Source organism: Actinophytocola glycyrrhizae, from assembly GCF_042653545.1.
Classification (GTDB): Bacteria; Actinomycetota; Actinomycetes; order Mycobacteriales; family Pseudonocardiaceae; genus Actinophytocola; species Actinophytocola glycyrrhizae.
Window position 1 is genome coordinate 268,496 of the sequence record NZ_JBHSIS010000017.1, and the last position, 26,195, is coordinate 294,690.

At 71.8% G+C, this 26,195-nt stretch carries 31 protein-coding genes; 17 read left to right on the forward strand and 14 right to left on the reverse strand.

The genetic code is table 11. The features are described from left to right. Positions 1-4: 4 nt before the first annotated feature. Genes ACFPCV_RS27085 through ACFPCV_RS27100 form a run of 4 tightly spaced genes read left to right on the forward strand, consistent with a single transcriptional unit; the run spans position 5 to position 5,452 of the window. Entirely contained in the window at positions 5-1,558 is a 1,554-nt protein-coding gene (locus tag ACFPCV_RS27085) for an AMP-binding protein (RefSeq protein ID WP_378059360.1), read from the forward strand. An 11-nt stretch (positions 1,559-1,569) separates the two neighbouring features. Then, entirely contained in the window at positions 1,570-2,358 is a 789-nt protein-coding gene (locus tag ACFPCV_RS27090; protein WP_378059161.1) for a class I SAM-dependent methyltransferase, read from the forward strand. Next, positions 2,355-3,911 carry a CoA transferase gene (locus tag ACFPCV_RS27095; protein ID WP_378059162.1) on the forward strand — a complete coding sequence of 519 codons (1,557 nt, stop codon included), beginning with the start codon at positions 2,355-2,357 and terminating at the stop codon, positions 3,909-3,911. The genes ACFPCV_RS27090 and ACFPCV_RS27095 overlap by 4 nt, the downstream gene beginning before the upstream one ends. Further along, positions 3,908-5,452: a class I adenylate-forming enzyme family protein gene (locus ACFPCV_RS27100; protein WP_378059163.1), complete on the forward strand. Its 1,545-nt coding sequence runs from the start codon at positions 3,908-3,910 to the stop codon at positions 5,450-5,452. The genes ACFPCV_RS27095 and ACFPCV_RS27100 overlap by 4 nt, the downstream gene beginning before the upstream one ends. Positions 5,453-5,562: 110 nt before the next feature. Here ACFPCV_RS27100 and ACFPCV_RS27105 read toward each other — a convergent pair whose 3' ends face one another. Continuing rightward, positions 5,563-6,411 (reverse strand): MBL fold metallo-hydrolase, encoded by an 849-nt coding sequence (locus ACFPCV_RS27105; RefSeq protein WP_378059164.1) that lies wholly within the window; start codon positions 6,409-6,411, stop codon positions 5,563-5,565. 51 nt (positions 6,412-6,462) lie between these two features. Between ACFPCV_RS27105 and ACFPCV_RS27110 the strand changes: the two genes are divergently transcribed. Then, the gene (locus ACFPCV_RS27110; protein ID WP_378059165.1) at positions 6,463-6,618 is read left to right on the forward strand and encodes a hypothetical protein; all 156 of its coding nucleotides are present in this window, start codon (positions 6,463-6,465) and stop codon (positions 6,616-6,618) included. 139 nt (positions 6,619-6,757) lie between these two features. Continuing rightward, positions 6,758-7,210 (forward strand): DUF4383 domain-containing protein, encoded by a 453-nt coding sequence (locus tag ACFPCV_RS27115; RefSeq protein WP_378059166.1) that lies wholly within the window; start codon positions 6,758-6,760, stop codon positions 7,208-7,210. Here ACFPCV_RS27115 and ACFPCV_RS27120 read toward each other — a convergent pair. After that, positions 7,200-7,925, reverse strand: coding sequence for a cytochrome c oxidase assembly protein (locus ACFPCV_RS27120; RefSeq protein WP_378059167.1), 726 nt, complete (start codon positions 7,923-7,925; stop codon positions 7,200-7,202). The genes ACFPCV_RS27115 and ACFPCV_RS27120 overlap by 11 nt on opposite strands. Then, complete coding sequence (locus ACFPCV_RS27125) at positions 7,912-8,370, reverse strand: DUF2243 domain-containing protein (protein WP_378059168.1); 459 nt, start codon at positions 8,368-8,370, stop codon at positions 7,912-7,914. The genes ACFPCV_RS27120 and ACFPCV_RS27125 overlap by 14 nt, the downstream gene beginning before the upstream one ends. Positions 8,371-8,544: 174 nt before the next feature. Between ACFPCV_RS27125 and ACFPCV_RS27130 the strand changes: the two genes are divergently transcribed. From ACFPCV_RS27130 to ACFPCV_RS27155, 6 genes are all read left to right on the forward strand, one after another. Continuing rightward, the gene (locus ACFPCV_RS27130; RefSeq protein ID WP_378059169.1) at positions 8,545-8,898 is read left to right on the forward strand and encodes a hypothetical protein; all 354 of its coding nucleotides are present in this window, start codon (positions 8,545-8,547) and stop codon (positions 8,896-8,898) included. Between the two features lie 202 nt (positions 8,899-9,100). Next, positions 9,101-9,844, forward strand: a complete 744-nt coding sequence (locus ACFPCV_RS27135) for a SigE family RNA polymerase sigma factor (protein ID WP_378059170.1) — start codon at positions 9,101-9,103, stop codon at positions 9,842-9,844. Continuing rightward, positions 9,831-10,772: a hypothetical protein gene (locus tag ACFPCV_RS27140; RefSeq protein ID WP_378059171.1), complete on the forward strand. Its 942-nt coding sequence runs from the start codon at positions 9,831-9,833 to the stop codon at positions 10,770-10,772. Before ACFPCV_RS27135 ends, ACFPCV_RS27140 begins: the two co-directional genes overlap by 14 nt. Positions 10,773-10,830: 58 nt before the next feature. Next, positions 10,831-11,259, forward strand: a complete 429-nt coding sequence (locus ACFPCV_RS27145) for a hypothetical protein (RefSeq protein ID WP_378059172.1) — start codon at positions 10,831-10,833, stop codon at positions 11,257-11,259. A 120-nt stretch (positions 11,260-11,379) separates the two neighbouring features. After that, positions 11,380-11,547: a hypothetical protein gene (locus ACFPCV_RS27150; RefSeq protein ID WP_378059173.1), complete on the forward strand. Its 168-nt coding sequence runs from the start codon at positions 11,380-11,382 to the stop codon at positions 11,545-11,547. Next, positions 11,547-12,050 carry a DUF1360 domain-containing protein gene (locus ACFPCV_RS27155; RefSeq protein ID WP_378059174.1) on the forward strand — a complete coding sequence of 168 codons (504 nt, stop codon included), beginning with the start codon at positions 11,547-11,549 and terminating at the stop codon, positions 12,048-12,050. Before ACFPCV_RS27150 ends, ACFPCV_RS27155 begins: the two co-directional genes overlap by 1 nt. 13 nt (positions 12,051-12,063) lie before the next feature. Here the strand turns inward: ACFPCV_RS27155 and ACFPCV_RS27160 are convergent, their stop codons facing one another. The 3 genes from ACFPCV_RS27160 to ACFPCV_RS27170 form a co-directional block, all read right to left on the reverse strand. Then, the gene (locus ACFPCV_RS27160) at positions 12,064-12,444 is read right to left on the reverse strand and encodes an STAS domain-containing protein (RefSeq protein ID WP_378059175.1); all 381 of its coding nucleotides are present in this window, start codon (positions 12,442-12,444) and stop codon (positions 12,064-12,066) included. Between the two features lie 63 nt (positions 12,445-12,507). Beyond that, positions 12,508-13,062, reverse strand: coding sequence for a helix-turn-helix domain-containing protein (locus ACFPCV_RS27165; RefSeq protein ID WP_378059176.1), 555 nt, complete (start codon positions 13,060-13,062; stop codon positions 12,508-12,510). Positions 13,063-13,274: 212 nt separating this feature from the next. Further along, positions 13,275-14,009, reverse strand: a complete 735-nt coding sequence (locus ACFPCV_RS27170; protein ID WP_378059177.1) for an ANTAR domain-containing protein — start codon at positions 14,007-14,009, stop codon at positions 13,275-13,277. Between the two features lie 144 nt (positions 14,010-14,153). Between ACFPCV_RS27170 and ACFPCV_RS27175 the strand changes: the two genes are divergently transcribed. After that, on the forward strand, positions 14,154-14,405 hold the full coding sequence (locus tag ACFPCV_RS27175) for a hypothetical protein (RefSeq protein WP_378059178.1): 252 nt from the start codon (positions 14,154-14,156) through the stop codon (positions 14,403-14,405). Between the two features lie 24 nt (positions 14,406-14,429). On the opposite strand, the gene ACFPCV_RS27180 is transcribed toward ACFPCV_RS27175, so the two are convergent. The 5 genes from ACFPCV_RS27180 to ACFPCV_RS27200 form a co-directional block, all read right to left on the reverse strand. Further along, positions 14,430-15,179 (reverse strand): GAF domain-containing protein, encoded by a 750-nt coding sequence (locus ACFPCV_RS27180; RefSeq protein WP_378059179.1) that lies wholly within the window; start codon positions 15,177-15,179, stop codon positions 14,430-14,432. Between the two features lie 45 nt (positions 15,180-15,224). Further along, positions 15,225-15,941: an ANTAR domain-containing protein gene (locus ACFPCV_RS27185; RefSeq protein ID WP_378059180.1), complete on the reverse strand. Its 717-nt coding sequence runs from the start codon at positions 15,939-15,941 to the stop codon at positions 15,225-15,227. 85 nt (positions 15,942-16,026) lie between these two features. After that, entirely contained in the window at positions 16,027-16,917 is an 891-nt protein-coding gene (locus ACFPCV_RS27190; protein WP_378059181.1) for a hypothetical protein, read from the reverse strand. Between the two features lie 39 nt (positions 16,918-16,956). Continuing rightward, entirely contained in the window at positions 16,957-18,027 is a 1,071-nt protein-coding gene (locus ACFPCV_RS27195; RefSeq protein WP_378059182.1) for a DUF4034 domain-containing protein, read from the reverse strand. After that, positions 17,924-19,603: a M48 family metallopeptidase gene (locus tag ACFPCV_RS27200; protein WP_378059183.1), complete on the reverse strand. Its 1,680-nt coding sequence runs from the start codon at positions 19,601-19,603 to the stop codon at positions 17,924-17,926. The genes ACFPCV_RS27195 and ACFPCV_RS27200 overlap by 104 nt, the downstream gene beginning before the upstream one ends. 319 nt (positions 19,604-19,922) lie before the next feature. Here ACFPCV_RS27200 and ACFPCV_RS27205 point away from each other — a divergent pair, with 319 nt between their 5' ends. Beyond that, positions 19,923-20,516, forward strand: a complete 594-nt coding sequence (locus tag ACFPCV_RS27205) for a hypothetical protein (protein ID WP_378059184.1) — start codon at positions 19,923-19,925, stop codon at positions 20,514-20,516. 90 nt (positions 20,517-20,606) lie between these two features. Here ACFPCV_RS27205 and ACFPCV_RS27210 read toward each other — a convergent pair whose 3' ends face one another. Further along, positions 20,607-21,440: an alpha/beta fold hydrolase gene (locus tag ACFPCV_RS27210; protein WP_378059185.1), complete on the reverse strand. Its 834-nt coding sequence runs from the start codon at positions 21,438-21,440 to the stop codon at positions 20,607-20,609. Next, positions 21,437-21,856: a helix-turn-helix domain-containing protein gene (locus ACFPCV_RS27215; RefSeq protein WP_378059186.1), complete on the reverse strand. Its 420-nt coding sequence runs from the start codon at positions 21,854-21,856 to the stop codon at positions 21,437-21,439. The genes ACFPCV_RS27210 and ACFPCV_RS27215 overlap by 4 nt, the downstream gene beginning before the upstream one ends. 183 nt (positions 21,857-22,039) lie before the next feature. Between ACFPCV_RS27215 and ACFPCV_RS27220 the strand changes: the two genes are divergently transcribed. After that, positions 22,040-22,249 (forward strand): hypothetical protein, encoded by a 210-nt coding sequence (locus ACFPCV_RS27220; RefSeq protein WP_378059187.1) that lies wholly within the window; start codon positions 22,040-22,042, stop codon positions 22,247-22,249. Here the strand turns inward: ACFPCV_RS27220 and ACFPCV_RS27225 are convergent. Next, a complete protein-coding gene (locus tag ACFPCV_RS27225) occupies positions 22,242-23,324 on the reverse strand; it encodes an FAD-dependent oxidoreductase (protein ID WP_378059188.1) in 1,083 nt (360 codons plus the stop codon). The two genes, ACFPCV_RS27220 and ACFPCV_RS27225, sit on opposite strands and share 8 nt — an antisense overlap. A 329-nt stretch (positions 23,325-23,653) precedes the next feature. On the opposite strand from ACFPCV_RS27225, the gene ACFPCV_RS27230 reads away from it, so the two are divergent. After that, positions 23,654-24,316: a fasciclin domain-containing protein gene (locus tag ACFPCV_RS27230; protein WP_378059189.1), complete on the forward strand. Its 663-nt coding sequence runs from the start codon at positions 23,654-23,656 to the stop codon at positions 24,314-24,316. Positions 24,317-24,555: 239 nt separating this feature from the next. Continuing rightward, entirely contained in the window at positions 24,556-26,136 is a 1,581-nt protein-coding gene (locus ACFPCV_RS27235) for a molybdopterin-dependent oxidoreductase (protein ID WP_378059190.1), read from the forward strand. Positions 26,137-26,195: the final 59 nt, after the last annotated feature.

Sequence of the window (26,195 nt, forward strand, 5' to 3'; positions counted from 1 at the left end):
CGACATGGGCGTGCTGTTCGACGAGTGCGCCGACCGGGGGCACGCCACGACCGTCCACCTCGACCGCGTGTTCGACATCGCGCCCGACGCGGGCATCGTCCACGACATCCCGGCGCTCGCCGAACTGGTGCGGGCGACCGCGGGCTGGTTGGCGGCGGCGGGCGCGCGGCGCGGGGACCGGGTCGCGATCGTCAAGGACAACCACTGGGACTACGACCTGCTCGCCTGCGCGGCCGTGCGGATCGGTGCGGTGCCCGCGAAACTGTCCGGCGGCCTGCCGCCCGGTTCGCTCGCCGTCCTACTGGGACGACTGGACCCCGCGGTCCTGGTCACCACCGCGACGGTGCTGTCGGCGGCCCGGGAGGAAGGCGTCGAGCTGACCGCGCTCAGCCGGGTCACGGTCGACCTCACCGGCGCCGACCCGATGGCACGGACGGTCGCCGACCTGCGTGGTCACGACGCGCCGCCGCCGGTCCGGCCCAGCGACGACGCACCGCTGGTGATCATGCACACCTCCGGGACGACGGGCCTGCCCAAGCTGGTGGCGCACTCGACCGGCACGATCATCGGTGCGCTCGCCCGCATGGAGGCCACCCCGACGCCGATCAGCGTGCGCCGCACCGACACGCTGGCGAACCTCAGCGCCTACGCCCACGGCCGCACGTTCTGCTGGACAGCGAGCGCGTTGTCCCTTGTCCCGCAACGCATTCTGGTGCTCACCGGTGCCGATCCCGACCTCGCCGACCCGGTGCTGCGGGCCCACCCGCCGACGGTCGTGGAGGCGCTGCCCGCCACCTACGTCCGGCTCCAGCCGCTCACCACCCGGCTGGACAACGCGTTCCGCGACGTGCGGCTGTTCATGAGCACCTACGACGCCATGCATCCACCGACCGTGCGTGCCTACCTCGCCGCGTCCGCGCGCCGCCGGCCACTGTGGATGCAGGGCTGGGGGCAGAGCGAGACCGGGCCGATCACGTTCCGGTTCCTCACCCGGCGGGCCGCCGATGTCCGGGACGTCGGCAGGCCCGTCCCGTTCCGCACCCGGCTGCGGGTGGTCGACCCGGACACGCTCGTGCCGGTCCCGCGCGGCCACCCGGGGGTGGTGCAGGTACGCACGCCCGCGCGGTGCCTCGGGTACGTCGGCGAGGACGACCGGTTCGCCGGGAAGTGCGCGCAGGGCTGGTGGAACACCGGTGACGTGGCGGTGCTGAGCCGCACCGGGCGGGTTCGGCTGCTGGACCGCGAGGTGGACCGGTTGCCCGGCATGAGCTGCCTGGCCGTGGAGGACCTCGTCGAGGACCTCCTCGACGAGGTCGTCGAATGCGTCGTGCTCAACAGGCGGGGCGGCCCGCCGCTGCCGGTGGTCGTCACCGCGGACGGCACGCTCGACCGCGCCGCGTGGACCGCCGCGGTCGCGGACCTTCCCGCGATGGCCGACCCGTTGGTGCTCGGCTGGGACGACCTGCCGCGCACCGGCACCGGCAAGGTGCGGCGCACCGCCCTGCTCGCCGCGCTCACCGGCAGCGCTGCCACCGCCGGCACCGGCCGCTGGACCTGAAACGGAGCACCGTGACCTCGATCGCCGACCACCGTTACGTCTTCGACAACGACAGCACCCACAGCGACGAGCAGCACCGCTGTCTCGCCGCCGCCTACGACCCGCTCACCACCGGTCGCCTGGCCGCCACCGGCGTGGGACCGGGCTGGCACTGCCTGGAGGTCGGCGCTGGCGGCGGCAGCGTCGCCCGCTGGCTCGCCGAGACCGTCGCCCCGGCCGGCAGCGTGCTGGCGACCGACATCAACCCCCGGCACCTCCTGGAGACACCGGGCATGACCGTGCTGCGGCACGACGTGGTGCGGGATCCGTTGCCGGAGCAGCGGTTCGACCTGATCCACGCCCGGCTCGTGCTGCTCCACCTCCCCGAGCGGCTCGCGGTCCTCGGCAAGCTGGTGCGTGCGCTGAAACCGGGCGGCTGGCTACAGCTCGACGAGTTCGACATCTCCTACGGTCCCGCGCTCGCCGGTCCCGACCCGGAGCTGTACGAACGGTTCCTCGCGGCGAAGGCGGAGCTGATGCGGGCGGCCGGGGCGCGGGGCACGTGGGGCCGGGAGGCAGGTGAGGCGATGGCGGCGGCCGGGCTGGTGGCGGTCGACGCGCGCCCGCACGTCCGGGTGTGGGACCGCGACAGCGCCGGTCTGCGGCTGCTCGTGCACCACACGCGGCACCTGCGGGACAAGTTCGTCGAGGTCGGCTTCGGCGACGACGACCTCGCCCGGGTGCGGGACGTGCTGGCGCATCCCGGTTTCCGGGCGTGCTCGTGCGTGTTCTACACGGTGCACGGCAGGCGGCCGGAATGACCACGATCCTGCGGGCGGCGCATCCGGCCGCCGCCATCGCCCGTGACCACCTGACCGCGCTCGGCGTGCGTGACTCCACCGTCGAGCTGACCGTCGACTGGGCCGGGCCGGTGCGGCTGCCGCTCGTCGACGAGCACCTCGTGCAGGCGGCGTGCGGGATCATGCACGTACACGGGCGGGCCAGAGGCGGACCGGTGCCGCTCGCCATCGACTACGCCACCTCGGTGGCCGGGGTGCTCGCGGCGCAGGGCGTGCTCGCCGCCGAGTTCGCGCGCAGCCGAGGCTGCGCGGTGCGCGCGGTCCGGACGTCGGTCGCGCAGGCCGCGCTGCTGTCGGTCGGGCAGTACCTCGCGTGCGGGTCGGCCGGACCGCGGGCCAGTCCTGGCATCCCGCCGCCGTTCGTGTCGGCGGACGGGGTGCGGTTCGAGGTGGAGACACTCCGTGCCGAGGACTGGCAACGGTTCTGGCGCACCGCCGGTGCGCCGGAGGAAGCGCTGCGACAGGGCTGGCCGCCGTTCCTGCACCGGTTCGCCACCGCGGTCTGCCCGCTGCCGGACGCACTGCACGACGCGCTCGCCCGTCTGCCGATGAGCGACATCTGCGCCGCGGGTGCCGCGTGCGGCGTCAGCGTCGTGCCGCTCGCCACGCATCCGGTCGTGCCACCGTGGACGTTCACCCCGCTGCCCGGCCGCCGCCCGGTCGCAGCGTCCGACGTGGACGTTTCGGCGCCGTTGCGCGGGGTGCGGGTGGTCGAGTCGGCGCGCCGCGTCCAGGGGCCGCTCGCCGGGCACGTGCTGGCGTTGCTCGGCGCGGACGTGCTGCGGATCGAGCCACCCGGCGGCGACCCGGCGCGCGGCGTCCCGCCGTTGACCGGGGGCGTGTCCGCGCGGTTCGCCGCGCTCAACGCGGGCAAGCGGGTGGTCGAACTGGACCTCACGAGGACCGCGGGACGGGTGGTGGCGAGGGAACTGGTCGCGGACGCGGACGTGTTCCTGCACAACTGGGCACCCGGCCGCGCCGAGGCGTGGGGGCTGGACGCCGCCGATCTCGCGGTCGTGCGGCCGGGCCTGGTGTACGCGGCGGCGTCCGGCTGGGGCCCGCATCTGGGTCCGCACCCGCCGACCGGGACGGACTACGTGGTGCAGGCCTACAGCGGGCTCGCCGCCGCGCTCCGCCCACCGGGGGAACCACCCGCGCCCTCGCTGATGACCGTCACCGACGTGCTCGGTGGACTGGTGTGCGCGCAGGGAGTGCTCGCCGCGCTCCTCCACCACACCGGCACCCGCGTCGACACGTCCCTGCTCTCGGCCGCGGGCGTGGTCTCCCGCCGTCGCGCGGAGTTCCGCCGTCCACTGCGGACCGCCGACGGTGCGGTGGCGCTGGCCGGTCCGGTACCGCCCGGCGTGCCTGCCGGCCTGTCGACCGCCGACCTGCTGGCGCGGCTCGCGGCGCTCGACGTGCCCGCTGTCGCGGTGGCCACCGACCTCGGCGCGCTCGCCACCGACCCGCGGTTCGCGGGCGCGGCGCACCGCCCGCCGTGGGAGTTCACGTGACGTGGACGTCGAACACGGGCGTCGAGATCCCCGACCTCGTCCCGGCGTCGCTGCGACAGGAGTGGGTGGCGTGCGGCCTGTGCCCCGGCAAGGACCTCCACCGTCTGTTCACCGAACACGTCGACGCACACCCGGACCGGGACGCGGTGGTCGACGACGCCGGGCCCGTCACCTACGCGGACCTGGACCTGATGGTCAGCGCGGCCGCCAGGACACTGACCGGCGCGGGCCTGGGGCCGGGGGACGTCGTCGGCATCCGCATGGTCAACAGCAGGCGCGCGGTGGTCGCCGAACTGGCCGTCGCCGCCATCGGCGCGGTGTCGCTGCCGTTCCCGGCCGGCCGCGGCGACCGCGACGCACTGAGCCTGCTCGGCCGGGCCAGGGCCGCGGGCCTGCTCGTCGACCCGGGCAGCGACGCGCCGGCCGGTCCCTTGCCGCACCTGCGCACCACGCTCGCACTCGAGGCAGGCTGCGCACCGGGCACCCGGCCCGCGCCGGTGGTCGACCCTCGCCAACCGGCGCGGATCCTCGTGTCGTCGGGTTCGGAGACCGAGCCCAAGATGGTCGCCTACTCGCACGACGCCTTCGCCGGCGGGCGGGCGAACTACGTGCGGGCGCTGCACCGAGGTGACGGCCCGATGCGGAACCTGGTGCTGGTGCCGCTGTCCTCGTCGTTCGGGTCGTGCGGTGTGCCGGTCACCATCGCGGCGCTGGGCGGGACGCTGATCGTGCGGGAGCGGTTCGACCCGGCCGCGGCGTTGCGGCTGGTCGCCGCGCACCGGCCGACGCACGTGTTCGGTGTGCCGACCATGTTGGGCCGGCTCGCCGACCAGCACACCGGCGGCCGCCCACCGGGGCTGCTGGCTCTGGTGTCGAGCGGCGCGGCGCTGCCCCCGGCGGTCGGGAAACGGTGCGGAGACCGGTTCCGGACCAGGGTGATCTCGGTCTACGGTGCCACCGACGGCGTCAACTGCCACGACGCGGGCACCGGCCGCCCGGACCCGGCCGTCGCCACGATCGTGATCACCGACGAGCACGGCGTGCTGGTGCCGTTCGGCACGCGCGGCGAGATCCGGGCCCTGGGCCCGATGACCCCACTGTCCTATGTAGCTGATCCGGAGCTGAACGCCCGCTACCGGTCTTCCGGCGGCTGGGTGCGCACCGGCGACGAGGGCTTCCTCGACGAGCACGGTGTGCTGCACGTGACCGGCAGGCTCCGGCAGGTGGTGCTGCGTGGCGGTCTGACGATCAGCCCCGCCGAGGTCGAGCTGCACCTGTCCGACCACCCGGCCGTCGCGGAGGCCGCCTGCGTCGGTGTCCCCGACCCGGACCTGGGGGAGCGGCTCTGTGCGTGCGTCGTGCCGCGCCACGGGCACCAGGCCCCGGATCTGGCCGCACTGACCACACACCTCACCGCGACCCACGACCTGGAACCACGCAAGCTCCCGGAACGGCTGCTGGTCCTGGCCGCGCTCCCGCTCGGCCCGACCGGAAAGGTCTGCCGCACGACGCTCACCCGCCTGGCCGCCGCGACACCGTGAGCCGACGGCAGGGGCAGGTCGTTCCGTGGTGACCGACGCGTCGTCCGCTCAGGTTCCGCGGGTTCGTCGCGGCACCGGCGTTGCCTCATGCTGAGCTGGGCGTGGCGCCGTCACCGGAGATCCGCGGGTTGGTGGCCACGGTGGCCACCGACCGGCGGGGTGAGGGGCAGGCTGTCGCCGCGGCGCAGCAGCCGCACCTGCGCCGCCGCTTTCCGGTCCCGGGCCTCGACGAGGAAGTTCGACACCGGCGAGGTGAACATGCCGTAGTCGTCGTGGTGGATGGGCACCACGTCGGCAGGGCGGAGCAGCTCGATCGTGTCGACGCCCTGCTTGTGGTCCATCGACAGCAGCACGCCAAGCACCCTGGTCCCACCGAGGTGGAGCAGCGCGACGTCGAGCCGGGGGAACCGGTCGTGGATACTGGCCAGTTCCCGGTGGTACACGGTGTCGCCGGAGACGTAGATCCGCAGTGGCGCGGCGTCCGCGTGGGGCTGGTACTCCAGGACATGGCCGTTCACGGCCGGGAGCAGCAGGTTCAGCGGTCCCGCGGTGTGCCGGGCCGGCACGGCCGTCACCCGCAGGGTCGCGTCCCCGTCCGTGAACGCCTGGGTGGCCCACGTCCGCAGCCCCGCACAGGCGCGGAACCCGCTGCGTTCGAGGCTCTTCGCCGCCTGCCCGGTCGTCAGGATCGGCACCTCGGGGTCCAGCTCGCGCCGTGCGATCCGGTCGAAGTGGTCGCCGTGCAGATGGGAAAGCACGACCGCGGTCAGTGGCGGCAGATCGGCGGGCTGCGCGGCGGGCTCGGTGCGCCGCCGCGAGAACAACCCCTGCCCGAAGTACGACCACTGGCCCTGGTGCAGGAAGTTCGGGTCCGTCAGCACGGTGAACCCGCCCAGCCTGATGAGTGTGGTGGCGGTCCCGATGAAGGACACCGAGTCGCCGGTGACGTCGAGTGGCATGCCACGGGGTACCCCGGAGCCTCCGGCGAACTCGTCGTGAGGAGACCCGCTGTGGCCGGACCTCAGTTCCTGCTCGCCCGCGGCCCTCGCCGTCGCGGCGCTTCTCTGGGCATGGGCCCGCCCGGTACCCGGTACTCCACCTGCCCGGTACCACCGTCGCCGACGCGGCCGCCCACCCCCGCGGTGCTGCGGGTGATGCCCGCGTGACCTGCGTCGGAGCCGTCCTGCTCGTCCCGTCCGTGCGGTGGCTTCTCGCGGTCTTTCAACGTGAGCAAAAAGGTGTGAATAGCCGGCGTCAGGGCGGGTAGCCGAACCACCACATTCCTCCTAGCCGATGGAGATCGTCATGACCAGTTCACGCACGACAACAACGGCTCGCCCCCTGCGGATGGCCGCCATGGTGGTCGCCGCCGTGTTCCTGCTCGTCGGCGTGCTGGGTTTCGTGCCCGGCGTGACCACCGAGTACGACGGGATGACGTTCGCGGGACACGAGTCGACCGCGATGTTGCTCGGCGTCTTCCACGTCTCGATCCTGCACAACATCGTGCACCTGCTGTTCGGTGTCGTCGGGTTCGTCATGGCCAGGACGGCGTCCGGTGCGGCCGCGTACCTCATCGGTGGCGGCGTCATCTACCTGTTGCTCTGGCTCTACGGAATCGTGATCGACCAGGACAGCTCGGCGAACTTCGTGCCCCTCAACACCGCGGACAACTGGCTGCACCTGTTCCTGGGGCTTGGCATGGCCGGTCTCGGCCTCGCGCTTCGCCGGGGCACCTCGGGTCGCACGGTCACCGGCTGACGGTGACCCGGCGCCGGTACCAGCTGGTGAACAGGGCGGCGGCGAGCGCGAGTTCCGCGACGTCGCCGCCGTAGTACATCAGCTGGGCCGCCGCGCGGTCCGCTTCGGTGGACGCGTGTGCGTAGAGGAGCTTGGCGAGAACGGAGTGGGCTGCGACGGCCAGTACCAGCACGACGACGCGGGTGACCATGCCGGGACGGCGCGGAGCGGGATCGGGACCCGCGATCGCCCAGGCGAACAGGTAGCCCGCGGCCAGGTAGTGCAGGTGCAGAGCGTTGTGCAGCACCGGGTCGGTGTCGGCGGCACGGGCCAGCGGGGTCAGCATCACCGCGTACAGGCCGCCGACACTGAGCAGCGCCGCGGTCGCGGGATGGCCGAGCACGTGCACGGGCCGGGCGCGCAGCACCCGGCCGATCCGCCGCCCGGTCGCCGGTTCGGTGACGCGGAGCAGGAGGGTGACCGGTGCGGCCAGGACCAGCCAGAGCGGGGCGACCATGCCGAGCAGCAGGTGCCGCGCCATGTGCGCTCGCGGGTCGTGACCGGCCAGCACCGGTGACAGGGCCACCGCGGCCACGGCACAGCCGAACAGCCACGAGGCGGTGCGCCACCGGCTCCAGCCGCGCGGACCGGTCCCGGCGTGCACGGCCGCGGCCACGTAGCCAACGGCCAGCGCGGCGACCACCACCAGGAGTGGCAGCGGGTCAGCCGCGGTCACGGCGGGCCGCTCGCCTGGTCACCAGCGCCCCCGCGAGCAGGAGAAGCGCACCCGCGGCGTTCCAGGCCAGGTCGTAGGGCAGGACGTCCACGCCGTAACGGATCTGGTGCACACGAAGGATCTTGTGGTCGACCAGGCCGTCGAACAGCTGGAACCCGCCCGCCCCGAGCAGGAAACCGCCCCACGCCGCGAGCGGCACCAGCACGTCCCGGCGGCGCAGGTCGGCGAACCAGAAGAACCCGCCGACGAGCGCCACCAGCTCGGCGGCGTGGAGCAGCCCGTCCGAGAGCAGTCCGACGGCAGGGGTGGCGCGGTCGTAGAAGTGGTGCCAGGCCAGGATCTGGTGGAAGACCACCTCGTCGACGGCGGCCATCACCGCAACGCCGATCAGCCCCGCGGCGAGCACCGAGGGGCGCACCCCGGCCCGCTTCGTCGGAATCGCCACCGCCACCTCCGAACACGCGGACTACCCCACGACGGAGGGGTCCATGCCCCGCCCTGGCACCCGGTTTGGGCCAGGACCGGGGAGGAATCCCGAGGAATCCACTGTGTACGGACATGATGCCGAGCGGAGGCGACGACGATGACCGGACCCAGGGCACGGGGCAGACCGTCGCACATGGCGCATCGGAAATCCGGGCAGAGCACCTCGAGCGGAGGAACCCCACCGGCCGCGGGCCACTTCCTGCTGGCGGGCATCGACGCCGTCCTCCCGCGCCTGACGCCACCGGCCACGGCGACCCCGCAACTCGTCGACGACCTGCGCACGGCGCTGGCCCGCACCGCCGCCCGCGGTGAGACCTGCCGGGTGGCCGCCGCCGCGAACGACGTTCGCCTGGCCTCGAACCTCCTGCTCGCCGGGGCGACCGACGAGGCACGGGAGGCGCTGCGGCACGCACGGACCGCGCTGTCCAACGCGGCCGGCGGCGACGGTCCGTTCCGGACGTCCGCCGCCGGGGATCCTCCTGGGTGATGCTTTCCCGCTTCGCGGTGCCGGGCGCGTAGCGCCCGGGCTTCTGGTGCTGTGAAAGGCGCGTTGACGGCATCCTCGATGCCCTCAATGGCGCTTTCACGGCACCCCGGCCCGCCGTGCGGGTGCTGTGTCTCGCAGGCGCTTTGGGACGCTTGACGCGCTGCGTCTTCTCGGGACAGGCTACGGCGAGCCGATCGCCGTCGTGGCCGACGGCACCATCACCGCCGCGGAGAACAACCGCCGCTTCCCCGTCCGGCCGTGGCACGCGTCCGTGGAAATCGGCCGTGGCTGGGACGGCGACCCCGACGTCATCCGGTTCGCCAACCTCGACCGCAGCCGGGGGAGCGGCGGCGAGGACACCCGCGATCGGGGTCGTGGTGACAACCGGTCCGCGCGGGCCGGAGTTCTGAAGGGCATGCGGATGTTCGCGAGCTTTGACGAGTTCGTCGAAGACAGGTCCACCGCGCTGCTGCGTACCGCGTTCCTGCTCACCGGGGACCGGGGGCACGCGGAGGACCTGTTGCAGACGACATTGTTGCGCACCCTTCGACGCTGGTCCAGGGCGCGTGCCGCGCCGGAGGCGTACGCACGGCGGGTGCTGGTGAACCTGTCCAAGGACCGCCTGCGGGCGCGGGACAGACGGCCACCGGAGACCTCGCTGCCACCCGACGTGGCCGGGCTGCGCACCGTCGACGCCGGTTACGACCAGGTCGCCGACCGGCGCGTGGTGCTGGACGCGCTCGCCGAGCTGCCGCTGCGGCAGCGACAGGTGGTCGTGTTGCGTTTCGTCGAGGACATGTCGGTGGAACAGACCGCCGACCTGCTCGGCTGCTCGTCCGGGACGGTCAAGTCACAGACCTCCCGCGCGCTCACCAGGTTGCGTGAGCTGCTCGCCGGCTTCCATGGATCACCGACAGTGAAGGAGACGACCGATGTCCGCCGATGAGGAGTTCGGCCGTGTGATCGGCGACCGGCTGCGCGACGAGGTGGCCGGCATCCACGCCGACCGCGACCTGGCCCGCGCGCTGCGCAGGCGGCGGTCCCGGCGGGCCTGGACGATCCGGGCCTCGATCGGCGCGCCGCTGGTCGCGGCCGCGGCGGCCGCCGCCGTGCTGGTGGCAGGCTCGGGCACCGGGGCCACCACGGTGCCGACGACCGGCGCGCAGGCCGCGCCGCCGGTGACCACCACGACCCAGCCGCGAGTCGAGAACGTCGCGCACGTGCAGAGCATGACCATCCAGGCGCTGCGGTCGGCGGACGAGTACGTCATCCACGAGAAGAACATGCTGGAAACCGGCTACCTCGAGTACTGGACGGACCGGGCGACCGACCGCTATCGCATGGACGCCTACAGCACGATCCTCCAGTCCAGCGAGGAGGCCCTGCCGGGTCCGGGCGGCGTGGTCACGGCCCCCCCGAGACCGGAGGACATGCCGACCGGTCCGATGCGCCGGACTCATTCCATCGCCGGTGACGGTCCGCTCGGCGACCGGCACCACATCTACGTCGACTACGACCGGAAGACCTGGTCCACCGATCACGACACGTCGGAGCCACCCACCCTCGAGGTGCCGGACGTCCTCGACGCGGACGCGCTCAAGCAGGCGATCGACGAGGGCAGGATGGAACTGGTCGGCGCCGAGCGCATCGGCGACAGGGACACCCACCACCTGCGCCTGTTCGCCACCCGCCGCGGTTACCAGATCGACCTGTGGGTGGACAGCACGTCCTACCTGCCGGTGCGGCAGACCTGGACCGTGATCGACGGTGCCGCAGAGCCGGTGATGACCAGCGACTACGACTGGCTGCCCAGGAACGGGGAGAACCTGGCGAAGGTGGAACTGACCCCGCCACCCGGTTTCGTCGAGGAGTAGGAGATCGGAGGTGGGACGGTGCCCGCCGCACCGTCCCACTTCGGCTGATGTGCCGATCATGATCACTCGGAGTGTCCTGCTGGCGCGTTCGTCGGCAGGCGGGGATCGGTACCCGTTGCTGACGGTGGAGGAGTTCTTCGACGGGAACGAGGCCGAGGACTCGATCGCGCCCAACCAGTACGGGTACGGCCGCCCCGGCCTCGCGGAGATCGCTCGCAGGATCGAGGCGGTGGCGGCGGACCCGGCCACCGCGTGGGTGCGTGTCCAGCCGCACGAGGAGATGTTCGAGGACGAGTACGAGGGGATCGCCGCGGAAGGCGTGGCGATCTGCACGACGCTGTCCGACGAGGAGGTCGACGCCCGCCTGGACGTCGAGGGTCTGCAGGCGGGGCCGGTCTTCGCGGGTCTCGTCTACGACGAGGAGGCCTTCTGCGACGTGCCGCCGGTCCCCGATGGCCACCGCGTGTGGTCGCTGACGTGGGACTGACTCACCGCCGGAACCACCTCGACGGCAGCCGGGCCGCGGTGCGGTCATGACCTGAGGGTGCCCGGCCAACGACCGGGGAAATCGACGTTTCCGGTGCCCCCAGGGTGGCACTACCTTCCCATGGGTCCCGCCGAGATGCCCCCGAAGTTCCCCGACGAGTACCGCACGTGGATGACCGAGACCAGGTGCGGGCGGGTGCGCAGCCGCGTCCCGGGCACCGGGGGCGACGCGCCGCCGGTGGCCCGCACCCCAGCCACACCACCGCAACGCAAGGGGGAGGAGAGCTGATGCGATCACTGCTCCGACAGGTCGGCGAACGGGTGCGAAAGGCCTACGCCGACGGCAACGACCGCCCGCTCGGCGGCTACGTCGCGGTGCTCGGCACCTACGGCTCGGTCGTCGGCCTGCTCAGCGTGCTCGCGCGGGTGCGCGGCACCCGGCTGCCGCAACGCCTCGACGCCGGTGACACCGTGCTGCTCACCATCGCGACCCACAAGGCCAGCCGCCTGCTCGCCAAGGACTCGGTCACCAGCCCGTTGCGGGCGCCCTTCACCAGGTACGAGGAACCGGCGGGCGTGGGCGAGCTCAACGAGTCGGTGCGCGGTACCGGGGTCCGGCACGCGGCGGGCGAACTCGTGACCTGCCCGCTGTGCCTGTCGGTGTGGGTGGCGACCGGGTTCAGCGCGGGCCTCGTGTTCGCGCCGCGCGCCACCCGTCTCCTGCTGACGACCCTGACCGCCATCGCGGGCTCGGACGCCCTCCACCTGGCCTACGACCGCGCCAAGCCGTAGCAACGAGCCGCGGTCAACCGTTGTCCGCGAGGGCCTCCGAGAGGGTGCGGTACACCGGGAGGAGGTCGAGGATCCCGGTCCGCTGCAGAGAACGCGTGACCGTGGTGTTGCCGGTGACGATCCGCAGGTCACACCCGCTCTGCCGGCACTGTCGATCGTGTTCGATGAGCGCCGCGATCGTCGCCGACCCCATGAACGACACGCCGGTCAGGTCCAGTACCAGGCTCTGAGCGGGCGAAATGGTGGCGCCGACCCTGGTCAGCTCCTCGGACAGCCAGATCGCGTTGGGGTGGTCCACCTCGCCGACGGCATGGATCACGACAGCGTGGGCGCTTGTCTCGCAGCGCAGGGTCAGGGGCGAATCGTCCCTGGCCTCGTCGTTGATGTCAGGCACCTCGGGTGTCTCCATGTCGCGGTCGGCGTGATCACTGTAGATGCATCGGCAGGCGAGCCATCGTCACCCCGCGGCGGGCGCCTGCCCGGTGCACAGCCGGTTCAGCCGGTTCGCCAGGTCGTCGGCCGGGATGGCGCACAGCTGGGCGAGCGAGGCGAGCGCCGACTGGTCCAGGAAAGCGGTCGCCGCGTCGTCGGCTCCCGCGCTGCGGCGGGCCGCTGCCCAGCGCCGCAACGGCGCGAGCACCAGGTCGTCGTTCTCGGCGACGATGCGCAGGTCGACGCGTACCCCCTCGGTGCGGGTGGCGTCGGCGTCCTCGGCGAGCAACGTCGCGTGCACCCTGGCGAGCACCTCGTGCGGCGCCGCGCCGAGCGCGAAGCAGACCTCGACGAACCGGGACACCGTGCACTGGCGGGTGCCCAGCTCGTAGGTCGCGAGTGCCTGCAGCGAGATGTCGTTGCGCAGCCGCCGTCTGAGGTCGCGGCGGGTCCAGTTGAGCCGCTTCCGCAGCTGCCGCAGCTCGGCCCCGACCAGGCGGTGGTACCGGGTCGCGGGATCGTCGTGCTCCACCGTGTCCGGCCGCGCCGCTGTCTGCGCCAGGTCCGTCCGTAAGTCCATCGCCCTTGTCCTACTCGCTCGTCCGCCAGGGTGTCATCCGGATCAACGACAGTGGACGGGAAAGGGCGGGCACCCAGGACGGTTTGCTGACGCAACGCCCGGAAACGCCCTGTTCACCGCGTTCGTTGACCATTGAACTTCACCCGATCGAGTGATGCGGTGGATAGCCTGGGAGTCGCTGCCGCTGCGCGGCGCCACCGCACCCGACGGAATCACGCCTCCGGGCGGGCGGCCCTGTCGACGAACTCCACGGCCAGCTCGCGCAGCTTGCGGTTCTCCCGCTGGGAGCGGTCGACCAGCATGGCGAAGGCCTCGTCGGCGGAGATGCCGTGGGCAACCCTCAGGATGCCCTTCGCCTGGTCGATGACGGCTCGTGAGGTCAGTGCGTGCAGCAGTTCGTCCATGTGGCGGCGGGTGTCGAGATAACGGAGGGTGTTGCGCAGTGCCGCTTCGGCCGCCGTGGTGTACAGCTCCAGCAGCGCGGCGTCGAGTGCGCGGAAGCCGTGGGTTCGCCTGCCGTAGAGGTTGAGCGACCCCTGGTACTTGTCGTCGATGAACAGTGGCGCCGACAGATAGCTGCCGATCCCCAGGTCGCCGGCCGCTGCGGCGAAGGCGGGCCACCGTCCCGCCACGTCCGGCACGGTGATGTGCTGCACCTTCCCCGATCGGACGGCTTCGAGGCAGGGGCCCTCACCGGCGTCGTACTGGGCGCGGTCCACGGACAGCGTGTACCGGTCGGTCCAGGCGAGGGACGCGGGGGTGCCATCACGAAGCACCGTCACGCTCGCGAGGTCCGCGTCGGGAATGGCACCGACGACCCGGTGACACATCCGTTCCATGATGACCGACAGGTCCTCTTCCTGATCAAGGACCCTGGACAGCTCCGCCAACGCGCCGGTGACCTCGTCCAGCCGCTGGATCACGTCGTCCGCCGGTACCTGCCCCACCCCTCAGCACTCCTCGAACGTCACTCGGGCCCGTCCGCCGCTCGCCGCTGGTCGAACGGAGCGTCTGACCTACGCAGCTACAGAAACGCACAATACTCGTCATCCCGTGCCCTCGTCCGGCACGTACGGGTGGACACTGGTGGTGTGACACCTCCAAGCGATGGGTTCGAGCCGAGTGCGGTGGCGCGTCGGTTGACGGGTTCGCTGGCTCGCCGCGCCGCACGGGAGGAGGCGGTGGGGGTGGTGAGCAGCTGGCAGCACTGCGACACCACACAGGCCAGGAACGACCTCGTCGCACGTGGGCGGCTCGACGGCCAGGACGCCGAGGTGGCGCGGGTGGTCGCCATCATCGACGCGGTGGCGGACGGACGTGGTGACCCGGACTGGGACGAGTAGCGCCGCGGTCGATCCGTGCCGGGCCTACCTGAACAGCTCCGCGGGGTCGAGGGCGCCGTCCGTGATGGCGCGGACGACGTCGCGGATCCCGCGCTCCTCGCGCTCGGCGTAGCCGATCAGGGCGGTGTGGGCGGCGGCGGGGTGGATGTCGAGGGTGCCCGCGACCAGGCCGACGGCCTGACCGAGGTGCACGCGGTCGTTCAGCGCGGTGAGGGTGCGTTCGGCGAACCGGTCGGCCCGCCGGTAGCCGTCTTCCTGGACCAGCGCGAGGACGGTGAGGTCCGCGATCACCTGCGCCAGCCGGAGCTGGTCCGTGGTCAGGACGGTGTTCTCGGTGAAGAGGAGGTTGAGCCCGCCGACGGCCCGGCTGTCCAGCGGCAGCGGGATCGAGGTGATCGCGCGGTAGCCGACCGCCAGCGCGGCCGGGACGAACTCCGGCCACCGGTCGTGCTCGGCTTCCAGGTCGAACGCGGTGACCACGGCGGTCTCGGTGATGCAGTCCAGGCAGGGGCCCTGCGCCACCTGGCTTTGCAGCAGCTCGACGAACCTGGCCGGTTCGTCGGAGGCGGCTGCCACCTCCACCCCACCACGCGGGTCCACCACCATCAGGCCGGTCGCCGCCGCACCGAGCAGCTCCATGCCCGCGTTGGTGACAAGACGCAGCACAGCGCCGCTGTCCGGGGCGCCGACCAGCACCGAGGTGATCTCGGCCAGCGTGTCGGCCACGGCGGTGGCGAAGAGATCCGCCTGGTGGGCATGGGGGGAGTCCGGCATGTCGCCGAGCCTACGGCCATTCACGGGTCCTCCAGGTCGGGCAGTTTACTGGGCCAGCTCGTCCAGCGGGATCCGCTGCTCGAGGACGTCGCGGGCGACGTCGAGCACCGAGCGGCCCTTGGCGAAGGCGTGCCCGCGTAACCGGATGAACGCGTCGTCCAGGCCGATCCGCAACTGGGCGGCGAGCATTCCGGTGGCGATGTTGACGTCCTGGAACGAGGTCACCGGGCGCGGTGCGAACTCCCTGCCGTCCTGTTCGGCGTCGCGGGCCTGCCGGACCAGCCCGGTGGTGGCCAGGTCGGCGGCGAGCACAGCGTCGCTGAGCTCATTGCTCGCCAGGCTGCCGGCACGGTGGCGGAAGAACTCCAGGGTGCCGACCTTGATCGCGCCGAGCTGCAGCGGGAACGCGAACGCCGCCTCGGCACCCGCGGCACGCGCGGCGTCGGCGAACCCCGGCCAGCGTTCCTGTTCGACGCGCATGTCGGGTACCAGCACGGGCCCGCCGGTGGTGAACGCCTCCACCCCGGGGCCCTCACCGACGGTGTACTGCGACACGGCCAGCTCGGCGGCCCAGGAGTCACTGGCCCCCAGTATCTCGTGCGCCCTGGCGGTGTCCCGCAACGCCAGGATCGCCGCGTCGGCCCCCGGCAGCGCCGCCACGCAGGCCAGGCACACCGCCTGGGCCCACCCGTCCTCGCCGGGCGCCTCGGCGCCTGCGGCGATCGCCCGCCACAACCGCTGCCGACGCTGCCCGTCCAACACGCACCTTCCGTCCCGCAAAGCCGATCCCTGAACGACAGCCTACGAGAACATCCGGCCACGAGCGCGCAAGCGGACGAGAACCCCCTCAGGTGGCCGACTCGCCCGTCCTGATGTCCTCGCCGGCGCGCCAGAACTGCGTGCACGCCCACAGGCCGAACACCATCGCGGGCACGCCGATCGACAGCAGCACGATCGCGACGGTGGTCGCCTCCCGGATGTCCTCCGCGTCACCGAAGTCGTCCGCGGGGACGTTCGCCAGGCTCCACCAGATCATCGCGCCCACCACGACGATGAGCATCGCGGCTCCGCAGATCCACAGGTCGAACCGCCACCGGTAGGAGAAGGCACGCCAGAACGGCTGTGCCTTGCGCGGTACTCGACCGTGCGGGTTCTTCACCGCCTGCCGCCGGTACCAGCGGGCATAGGAGGTCTTCTTGACCAGTGAGCCCAGCACGGCGCCGTTCACCGGGACGATGACCGTGCCCCACAGGAACCAGACGAAGAAGGTCTCGAAGTCCCAGTCGATGGTCCACGGCAGGCCGAGCAGTGCGCAGGCCAGCACCGCGAGACCGAGGAACCACGCCAGGTGCGACGGCGTGGACAGGAGACGGATCTCCGACTCGAAACTGCCCGCGGCCGCCTTCCTACCCCGCTGACTTCCCGACACCCCGATCGAGCCCCGCCGGGTGTACTCCAGGATCCACATCGCACACATCAGCAGCATGCCGACCCAGGAGAACACGTACGGGTTGTTGATCACGCCGAGCAGCCCGTCCGAAACGTCCACCCGTTCCCGCTCGGTGTGCCACGCGATGAGCGTGAGCGCCCCCGGCAGCAGCGTGGCCACGAAGTAGAGCACGCACAGCACGAAGACGATCCACCAGGAGACGTTGGGTCCTCTCCTGCCGCCCCCGATCCTGCCGTCCGCGCCGAGCACGGCGTAGCCGATCAGGTTCGCGGGGTCGACCCGGTCCATGGCGGTCCCTTTCGTGTGACCCGGCTCCCGGCTCGACGGTCACCGTGGTGGGGGTGTGGCGGCACAGGCGCGCTTTCTGAAGCTGTCGAAGACGTCGACCGCGTTGTCGCCGTAGTCCTCCCACGGCCTGCCGGACGCGTCGGTGCCCAGCCGGGCGAACAGCGGCACGGCCTCGGCGCCCCGGTCCGCGCTCACCAGCCCGTACGCCGCCCAGCGCCGGTCGCTGCCCGCGTGGACGCCACGGCCACCCGCCGGGCTGGCCAGCCACTGGAGCAGCGTGTCGAGCGCACGGTGGATCCTGGCGTCCGCCCAGATCCGCTCGTCGTGGTCCTCGTAGCTGAACGCGGCCTGGACGACCAGGAAGGCGAGGGTGGGGGACGCGGCGGCGGCCCGTTCGGCGAACGCGAACAGCCGGTCGTACGAGACCGGCTCGTCGTCGGCCATGTACATCAGCGCGAACTCGTGTCCCGCGCGGTGCAGCGGACTGCGGGCCTGCAGCTCGCGCCAGATGGCGGCGAACGTGTCGCCGCCGTACCCTCGGCCACGCGCGAGCGTGATCAGCGTGTACCACGGGGTCGGATCCTCCGGCGCCAGCTCGGTCGCCCGCCGCGCGGCCATCTCCGACCGCACCAGCGTCCGGTAAAACGCGTCGTGCTGCTCGGCGGAGGTGTCCTCCGGCAGCTTGTTGCCGCGCAGTTTCCAGGCCAGCCAGAGTAACGCGTGTGCGTCGACGACGGCGATGTGCCGGTCGTCGCCGGTGCCCGCGGCACGCCACGCGTCCAGCCAGGCCACTGTGTCCCCGGCGGCCTCGCCGAGTGCGTGCACCGCGGCCGCACGCATCGCCCAGTCCCCGTAGCCGCGGTTGAGCAGGTCGGCGGCCGGTCGCCAGTCACCGGCCCGCGCGGCGGCGACCGCCGCTCCGATCACGGGGACCGGCCTGCTCAGATCCGTGCTCAGCGCGTGCCTGGGCGGCATACCCCACCCGGTGACGTCGACCGCGGGCCGGTCAGGAAGGCCAGGCACGATCTCGGCCGGGTTGACGGTGGGGTCCACCTGGTGGATCAACGCGATCATCTCGTCGTGGGACGCCGTCTGCAGGTAGGCCTTCACCGAAAGGCCTCGGCGCTTGGCTTCCTTGCGCATGACCATCAGGACGCGGGTTTTCGTCCCCAGTAGCAGTGCCACGATGCCGTTGCCTTCCGTGTGGTTGTCCTACCGAGTCGAGCAGTGCGCGCAGTCCGGCCGTGTCCGGTCGTTCGGACACCGCGGCGTCGACCAGCTCCGGCAGCGAGACCTGGCGCCCCTCGTCCAGTCGCATGGCGCCGACCCCCGGCCACGACTCCCGCCAGCGGATCATGCCCGCTTCGGTGAGCGTCCTGACGACCGCACCGAAGAGTCCTTTGCCGACGATCAGCCTGGCACGTTCGTGCCGGACCCGGGGGCCGTCCGACCGGCCGACCGGACTGGCCGGGTCCGTGCCGAGTTCGGTCAACAGGCCCGCGTCGAGCGCGTCGAGCAGCGTGCGCAGCGACGGTGGCCGTGCGGTCAGCCGGGCCGCGTTCGCCAGCACCCGGCCGGTGTTCTCGGTAAGTGCGGTGATGCCGCCGATGCGGACCAGCGTCGGCCAGTCCACACGGCGCTTGGTGCGTGCCTCGGGCACCAGCCCGTCCAGCAGTGCCGCGTCGAGCAGCGGCACCGGGTCGCGCAGCAGGCCGAGCGCGTTCCCGGCCGGGACGCGCACCGTGCCGAGGGCGCGCAGCGCGTCGATGGCCGCGATCCGCTCGCTCATCGGCGGGTGTGTGTCGTACGGTTCCGCGTCCTCCGGCGGGTTGGCGCGCAGCTCGGCCAGCTCGTCGTGCAGCGAGGCACGCAGCTTGCGGTACCCGGCGAACGCGTCGGCGGGCAGGTAGCCTGCGGTCCAGCCCACGGTCAGGTGGTTGTTCAGGAACACGTTCCACGACTCGGCGATCGGCGCCAGCTCGCGGAACGCGGCGACGGTGGCCACGGAGCCGACCGCGCGTGCCGCCGCCTCGTCGGCCGCGCTCTCCTGCCGCCTGCTCAGCTTCGTGGTCGCGCGCAGCGTGAGCGCGCCGCAGCGCCGCAGGAGGAAATGCAGTGCCCGCTGGAGGTAGTCGTCCCTGTTCATCGTGTTCAGGGTGTGCACGAAGGCACGCCTGCTGCGGTAGGCGATGCCCGCGAAGCGGGTGTCCCGGTTGCTGTAGTGCGCGAGCTCGTGGGTGAGCACCGCGGCGAACTGGGCGGAGCCCATCTCGGCGACCAGCGGGGCGCCGACGAACAGGTGGCGGCGCCTGGAGACCAGCCCGAGCAGCCGGGTGTCCTCCAGTACGGCGGCGTTCGCGTCGGCGATCAGGTGGATGTCGTCCGGTGGCGCGGTGCCCGCGACCTCGGCGAGCCTGCGGACCAGCGCCCACAGCTCTGGCTGCTCGTGCTCGCGCACCGGCACACCGTGCACCGGGTTGTCGATCTTCTTGAAAAGCACCCACAGCCCGCGGCCGAGAACCAGCACGGTCGGCACCACGCCGATCGCGATCTTCACGGCGGTGACGGGGGACTGCGTGAACGCGTAGATGCCGAACCCGACCAGGACGGCCGCGACGACCAGCATCGTCACCGGGACGACGCTGATCAGCAGCACCCATGACACGGTGCGCGACAGCAGCTTCACGAGTGGTCCCTCTGTACGGCGCCATGGTGTTCATCCCGGTGCGTGCTCCGCAGCGGCCCTTTAGAGGGACGCCGACGTTCACGGGGTGCGGCGGAAGCGTAGGCAGGTCGAGTACATGGCCGGTACAACGGTGGAATACGTCCTTGCCCGTGCGACCCGCGGTGAGCCGGGGGCACAGGCGCTCACCCGCGGACGAACGTCCCGGCGCGGGCCCTGCCCGGCTGTCGGGAGTTCACCTGACACCGCCGAGGGCAGACCGTTCCTAGGCTCCCTGGTGCCCACCTGTCACCAGGGAGTACCGCGGAAGGAACAGGACGACATGCACCAGGGACCCCAGCAACCGTGGCCCGCGGGCAGGCAGCCGGGCCCGCCGCCCGCCGAGCCCCCGAGGTCCACGGCGATGCTGACGGCGACCTGGGTGGTCACGTCGATCGTGGGACTCGCCTACATCGGTCTCTTCGTGCTGATGGGTCTCGGCGCGAGCGACGAGATCTCGACGATCGAGAAGCTGAAGGAGATGAAGGCGGGCGGCGCCCCGATCACCAACACCGTCGAGGACCTGGACGAGTCCATCGCCGAGAACGAGCTCGCGATCGTGGTGTTCTTCGTCGGTGCGGCGCTCACGCTCCCGCTCGTGATCGCGAGCTTCCTCGCGGGCACGGGCCGGGCCTGGGTACGGGTCACCGCCACCATCTTCCTCGTGCCGCCGATCGTCGTGATCGTCTTCGGCGTCGTCCACGACATCCGCGACGGCCACCCGGAGAACGCGTTCGCCCTGGTGTTCACCCTCCCGGCGATCGTGCTCGCGATCCTCTGGTGGCTCCCGGCCACCACCAGGGCGATGACCGCCAGGCGGTTGAAGCGCGAGCCCGTCCCGCCGGTGCCGCAGGGATACCACCCCGCATACCGGTGACCGGATTCCCGCGGCAGGCCGCGGCACGGTGATCCACAGTGGATGCAGACCACGGCATCGACAACGACCCGGCCCCGGCTGGGTTCGCCGTCAGGCGCGCAGGAAGTCCAGGATCGGCTGGGTCTGGCCGACGATGGAGTGCGCGACGTCGGGCAGCAGGGTGACGGTCGCGTGCGGCACGGTGTGGTCGAAGCGCTTGGCCGTGTCCGCGGAGTCGAACATCGCGTCGCGTCCGCCGACGACCACCAGTACCGGCATGGTCAGCTTCCGCAGGGTCTCGTCGGAGAACACGGGAAGCCGGTCGCGGCGCGGCAGGAAGTGCGTGAACATCAGCGCGAGGTACTCGGCGACCTCCGGCATCACCCGGACGTCGACGCCCGCGACCGCCTTGATCGACCGGAGCCTGCCCCACTGCCCGAATGGTTTGTACAGCAGGGCTTTGAGGAGGAACCCGACCTTCTGGCGGCCGACGCCGCCAGGGCACAGCAGCGCGAGCTTCTCGACGCGGTCCGGTCGCCGGGTCGCGTAGTCGAGCGCCAGCCAGCCGCCCAGTGACGCTCCGGTGAGCGCGGCGCGTTCGAGTCCGAGGTGGTCCAGGACGTCGTCGAGCCACAGCGCGTACGCGGGGGAAGCCAACGGCGGGCGCGACGGTGCGGACAGACCTGGTTCGCCGATCATGTCCACGGCGTGGACGCGGAAGTGTCTCGCCCACGCCGGGACGTCACCCAGCCACATCGCCGCGTTGGAGCCCGATCCGTGGAGCAGCAGGAGGGGTGGCGCTTCCTCGGGCCCGCACACCAGGACGAACGTGTCGCCCTCGCGGGTGGGCACCACCCGGTGTTCGGCCGGGACGGGCCAGTTCGCGAGGGTGTGCTCGTAGCGGCGCCGGATCTCCCGTTCGCCTGCCTCGGTCTTGTAGATCACGACTCGAGCACCGCCTGCAGGTACTCGAGGATGTGTCTGGTGTCGGCCAGTCCACCGAGGACGATGATCTTCATGCGTGCCCTTTCCTCGTCATAGACCGTCTCCACTCGTAGCGGCTGGTCGCCCGCGTGGGTGCGTACGGCCGTGAGCAGGGTGCCGGCGCGGTGGGCCGTCTCCTGGCTGACCGCGTCGATCTCGACGATGGTCGACACGTCGACGTGCCGGTGCCGCCTGACTTCTGGCGGGTCTGCCACCGGCGCACCGACGAACGCCTCGAGGTCCGCGCGCGTGACGCGGTACTGCTTCCCGACGCGGACCGCCTTGAGTCGGCCGTCGCGGAGGTAGCCGCGCACTGTCCGCACGTGCAGCCCGAGCTGCTCGGCCACCTCTTCCGCTGAGTAGAGCTGCTTGTTCACAAATTTACCTTAACAGCTCTATAGTTACGCGAGAATAGGTGCTTTAGGTAACGATAGATCATAGCTGAGAGGATCGTCTCGTGAGCGGCGACGAGATGTTCGTCGAGTACGCCGGCTGCTCCTCGACGAGACCGCCACGACCGCCGACGGGCAGGTGTCGCTCCCGCGACGCACCTCGCCGCGATGCTCGGCGTGCAACGCCCGGCGCTGAACAAGATCCTCGAGGAACTCGAACGCGACGGCGTGCCCTACGCGGCCATCGACCTCCTCGACCAGGAAGGCCTGCGCGAGCGAGCGGGCTGGCGTCGTGGTCGACGGCACGCGCCGGCCGGTCGAGTTCTCCCGCACGCCGGCATCAGCCTGTGGCAGTGGGCGTGGATGCCGCTCACCTGATGGCCACGACGGGGCTCTGGTCGGGGAACGAGCCGTCGCCGAAGAGGAGGTGGGCGGCGGCGACCCGCCCCGGCCGCGTACGCAGCAGCCGGAAGGCCAGCTCGGCGGTGGCCGGGCTTCCCATCCTGGAGAGGACATCGCGCAGCAGTAGTCTGCCGCGGAACCGGGCGCGCAGTGCCGCTCCGTCGTAGTGGCGCAGCACCGACGGGTCGCCGGTGCGCAGGTAGTCGCCGGTGACGGCGGCGGCCAGCCGCGACAGGCGCAGGCACGGGTCGAGGCCGCCAGCGGTCAGCGGGGACACCGCGCCCGCGGCGTCCCCGACGAGGAGTCCTTCGGCGCACGCGATCCGGCGCAGCACGCCACCGACGGGGATCGGGCCACCCCGGCGGCGTACCGGCCCGGCGGGGACCGGCACGTCCGGGAACCCGTCGCGGAAGGATCGCAGCAGGCGGGGGAGCGGCGCGGCGAGCCGGCCGGGGTGCCCGGCCAGTCCGACGTGGGCGTGTTCCCCGTCGTCGACGAGCCAGGCGAGGTAGCCGGGTGCGAGCCGCGGGTCGAGCACGCAGTGGAACGTCGGCGCCGAGGCTCCGGCGTTGACTCGGAACACCTCCTCGGCCCCGATGATCAGCCGCCGGTTGACGTCGAGCCCGAGCCTGCGCGCGACTGACGACCGCGCGCCGTCCGCGCCGACCGTGAAGCGAGCCGTGATCCCCGGCACCGGGTATGGGACACCGAGGTGCACGCGCGCACCGGCCAGCCGGGCCTCGGACAGCGCGTGTGCGTAGATGCCTGCCATGTCGGCGACCCGGAACTCGTCGTGGGCGCTGGTCAGCTCGACCGGGGCGCGCAGCGACGGCGGGTGGAGCAGGACGCGCCGCACCGCGGGCCCGAGGAGGTGGCCGGGCAACGCGAAGTCCTCGAGCGTTCTGCGCACGAAGATGCCGGTCGTCCGGATGCCGACATCGAGGCTGCCGCGGCGTTCGCACACGAGGACGTCGAAGCCCTGCAACGCGAGCAGGCGCGCCGTGTGCAGACCTGCGAGCCCGGCGCCGACCACGAGCACATCCACCTTCATGTATCGAGTATCGCTTGGTATCGATCGAATTTCAATAGACCCACGGAGGTAGGCCGGAAGGGTTTCCGGGCTTGCCGTCCTCGGCTGAGGGACGCGTGCCCTGAAGGCGCCTTCGGGACCCTCGATGACCCGGAAGCGCCTTCAGGGCACCGGCGGGCGCAGGCAGGGCACGAGGTAACGGAGAGATAACGAAGGAACTGTGCTCCCATCCGGCGGCGACCTGCTGCCGAAGACCAGTTGTTCGCGGCTCGAATCACGAGTCGAAATCTGGCCGGGGCACTCAGTCGATTCCGCGTCCGGCCTTTCATCTAATGGGAGATCTACCTGTCATGAAGCGCAACCTTCGTCGCGGCACGCTCGCCATCGGTGTCGCCTTCTTCGCATTGTTCGGCGCCGCCTGCGGCAGCTCGGACGATGGTGCCTCCACCGAGGCGGGCGGCACGACCACCACGGCCACGCAGGCCCCGGCGTCCTCTGAGGACAGTGGGATGGAACCGGCCGCGGACCTGGTCGGTCCTGGCTGCGCGGGCTACGCGGAGCAGGTGCCGGAAGGCCCCGGCTCGGTCTCGGGCATGGCCGCTGACCCGGTCGCCGTCGCCGCGAGCAACAACCCGCTGCTCAAGACCCTCGTCGCCGCGGTGTCCGGCCAGCTGAACCCGGACGTGAACCTGGTCGACACGCTCAACGGCGGCGAGTTCACCGTGTTCGCCCCCGTCGACGACGCGTTCGCCAAGATCGACGCCGCCACCATCGAGACGCTCAAGACCGACAGCGACCTGCTCACCAAGATCCTGACCTACCACGTGGTGCCCGGTCAGCTCGCCCCGGACGAGATCGTCGGCGAGCAGACCACCGTCCAGACCGGCATGGTCACCGTGACCGGCGAAGGCGACAGCCTGAAGGTCAACGACGCCAACGTGATCTGCGGCGGCGTGACGACCGCCAACGCCACCGTCTACCTCATCGACTCGGTTCTCATGCCGACCATGTGACGGTTCGCCGCGGAACAGGGCTGCCGGGACTCGTGAGAGCCTCGGCAGCCCTGGCGCGTGCCCCGATCGGCCGTCCGGAAATGAATTCGGACGGGTCGGAAGATGGTCGTGCCAGCCGTTTTCTCCCATTGACGGCTGGCGCGATCCTTCCGCTCCGCCGAAATCGACCGCCTGCGCCTTTCTTGCGCGCGTCGACGGTTTTCGCCAATCCACGGGGCGCGCGGTGCCGAACGCAGGTCATGGATACCGTGGATGACACCGCCGTTGTCGGCACCCGGCTGAGCCGGCCGGTCGCGATGGTTGTCGGTGTGCTGTCGGTGCTGGTGGCGGTAGCGGTGGGGCACCTGGCCGGCGGGCTGATCAACCCGGCCGCGTCTCCCGTGATCGCGGTCGGCAACTCGGCGCGCGACCTGACCCCGCCGTCGATCACCGAGTGGGCCATCGCCAACCTCGGTGACGCGAAGAAGGCGCTGGTGTTCGTCGGGGTCGGCGTCGTTCTGCTGGTGACCGGGGTGCTCGCGGGCCTGCTCTCCCGGCGGCGGCCGTGGCCGGGAGTGGCCATCGCGGCGGTCGTCGGGCTCGTCGGCGCACTGTCGGTGCTCGACCAGCCCTCGGTGCCCACCGCCGGGGTGCTCGCGCCGGTCGCGGGCCTGCTCGCCGCCGTCGCGACCTTCTACCGGCTGCACACGGCCGCGACGCGCCGCCGCCCTGCCGTCCCGGCGGGCGACGAGCCGGAAAGCGCCGCACGGCGCCGGTTCCTGTGGACCTCGGCCGGTGTGGTGGTCGGCGCCGGTGCCGCGGGGACCGCGGGCACGCTGCTGGCGGGCCGAAACGACGCCACCTCCTCCAGGGCCGCCGTCGGGGCGCTGACACCGGGCACACCCGCGCCGCCCATCCCGCCCGGCGCGGACTTCGCCTCCGTTGGCACACCCCGGTTCCTGACGGCCAACCGCGACTTCTACCGCGTGGACACCGCCCTGCTGTCGGTGCCCCAGGTCCGTGCCGAGGACTGGCTGCTGCGCATCCACGGCATGGTCGACGGCACCAGGACGTACACGTTCAACGACATCCGCCGCCGCCCGCTCGTCGAGCGCACCGTCACGATCACGTGTGTGTCCAACGAGGTCGGCGGACCGTACGTGTCCACAGCCAACTTCGTCGGCGTGCCGTTGCGGGACCTGCTGCGGGAAGCGGGTGTCCGGTCCGGGGCCGATCAGCTGTTCTCCACCAGTGCGGACGGCTGGACCGCGGGCACGCCGGTGGACGCCGCCATGGACCCCAACCGCGGCGCCCTGCTCGCCATCGGCATGAACGGCGAACCACTTCCCATCGAGCACGGCTTCCCCGCACGCATGGTCGTCCCCGGCCTCTACGGCTTCGTGTCCGCCACCAAGTGGGTCGTCGACATGGAACTGACCACGTTCGGCGCGCGAGAGTCGTACTGGCGGAAACGGAACTGGGGCGTCAGGGCCCCGATCAAGACCCAGTCACGCATCGACGCGCCCCGTGCCTTCGCGACGGTGCCCGGCGGACGGGTCACCATCGCAGGCGTCGCCTGGGCGCAGACGATCGGTGTCGCGAAGGTCGAGGTCCGCGTCGACGGCGGCCGGTGGCTGCCGGCCCGCCTCGCCACCGAGGTCAACAGCCAGACCTGGCGGATGTGGCGCCTGGACGTCGACCTGGCACCCGGCACGCACCGGGCCGAGGTCCGCGCCACCGACCGCCGCGGACAGACACAACGGCAGGAGCGCGTCCCACCGATCCCCGACGGCGCCACCGGCTGGCACTCGACCACCTTCACCGTCGACACCCAGAGCTGACCGCCGCCGATACTTGCTGCGAATCCGGGGTGTGGGCACGACGGCCGCTCGTCGTCAGC

Coding starts and splice junctions, on each gene's coding strand:
- ACFPCV_RS27140 (WP_378059171.1), top strand. CDS start 9,831: ATGTCCGCCGATGAGGAGTTCGGCCGTGTGATCGGCGACCGGCTGCGC.
- ACFPCV_RS27230 (WP_378059189.1), top strand. CDS start 23,654: ATGAAGCGCAACCTTCGTCGCGGCACGCTCGCCATCGGTGTCGCCTTC.
- ACFPCV_RS27180 (WP_378059179.1), bottom strand. CDS start 15,179: ATGCCGGACTCCCCCCATGCCCACCAGGCGGATCTCTTCGCCACCGCC.
- ACFPCV_RS27205 (WP_378059184.1), top strand. CDS start 19,923: ATGCACCAGGGACCCCAGCAACCGTGGCCCGCGGGCAGGCAGCCGGGC.
- ACFPCV_RS27155 (WP_378059174.1), top strand. CDS start 11,547: ATGCGATCACTGCTCCGACAGGTCGGCGAACGGGTGCGAAAGGCCTAC.
- ACFPCV_RS27095 (WP_378059162.1), top strand. CDS start 2,355: ATGACCACGATCCTGCGGGCGGCGCATCCGGCCGCCGCCATCGCCCGT.
- ACFPCV_RS27150 (WP_378059173.1), top strand. CDS start 11,380: ATGGGTCCCGCCGAGATGCCCCCGAAGTTCCCCGACGAGTACCGCACG.
- ACFPCV_RS27085 (WP_378059360.1), top strand. CDS start 5: ATGGGCGTGCTGTTCGACGAGTGCGCCGACCGGGGGCACGCCACGACC.
- ACFPCV_RS27190 (WP_378059181.1), bottom strand. CDS start 16,917: ATGGACCGGGTCGACCCCGCGAACCTGATCGGCTACGCCGTGCTCGGC.
- ACFPCV_RS27165 (WP_378059176.1), bottom strand. CDS start 13,062: ATGGACTTACGGACGGACCTGGCGCAGACAGCGGCGCGGCCGGACACG.
- ACFPCV_RS27130 (WP_378059169.1), top strand. CDS start 8,545: ATGGCGCATCGGAAATCCGGGCAGAGCACCTCGAGCGGAGGAACCCCA.
- ACFPCV_RS27220 (WP_378059187.1), top strand. CDS start 22,040: ATGCTCGGCGTGCAACGCCCGGCGCTGAACAAGATCCTCGAGGAACTC.
- ACFPCV_RS27235 (WP_378059190.1), top strand. CDS start 24,556: ATGGATACCGTGGATGACACCGCCGTTGTCGGCACCCGGCTGAGCCGG.
- ACFPCV_RS27115 (WP_378059166.1), top strand. CDS start 6,758: ATGACCAGTTCACGCACGACAACAACGGCTCGCCCCCTGCGGATGGCC.
- ACFPCV_RS27105 (WP_378059164.1), bottom strand. CDS start 6,411: ATGCCACTCGACGTCACCGGCGACTCGGTGTCCTTCATCGGGACCGCC.
- ACFPCV_RS27145 (WP_378059172.1), top strand. CDS start 10,831: ATGATCACTCGGAGTGTCCTGCTGGCGCGTTCGTCGGCAGGCGGGGAT.
- ACFPCV_RS27225 (WP_378059188.1), bottom strand. CDS start 23,324: ATGAAGGTGGATGTGCTCGTGGTCGGCGCCGGGCTCGCAGGTCTGCAC.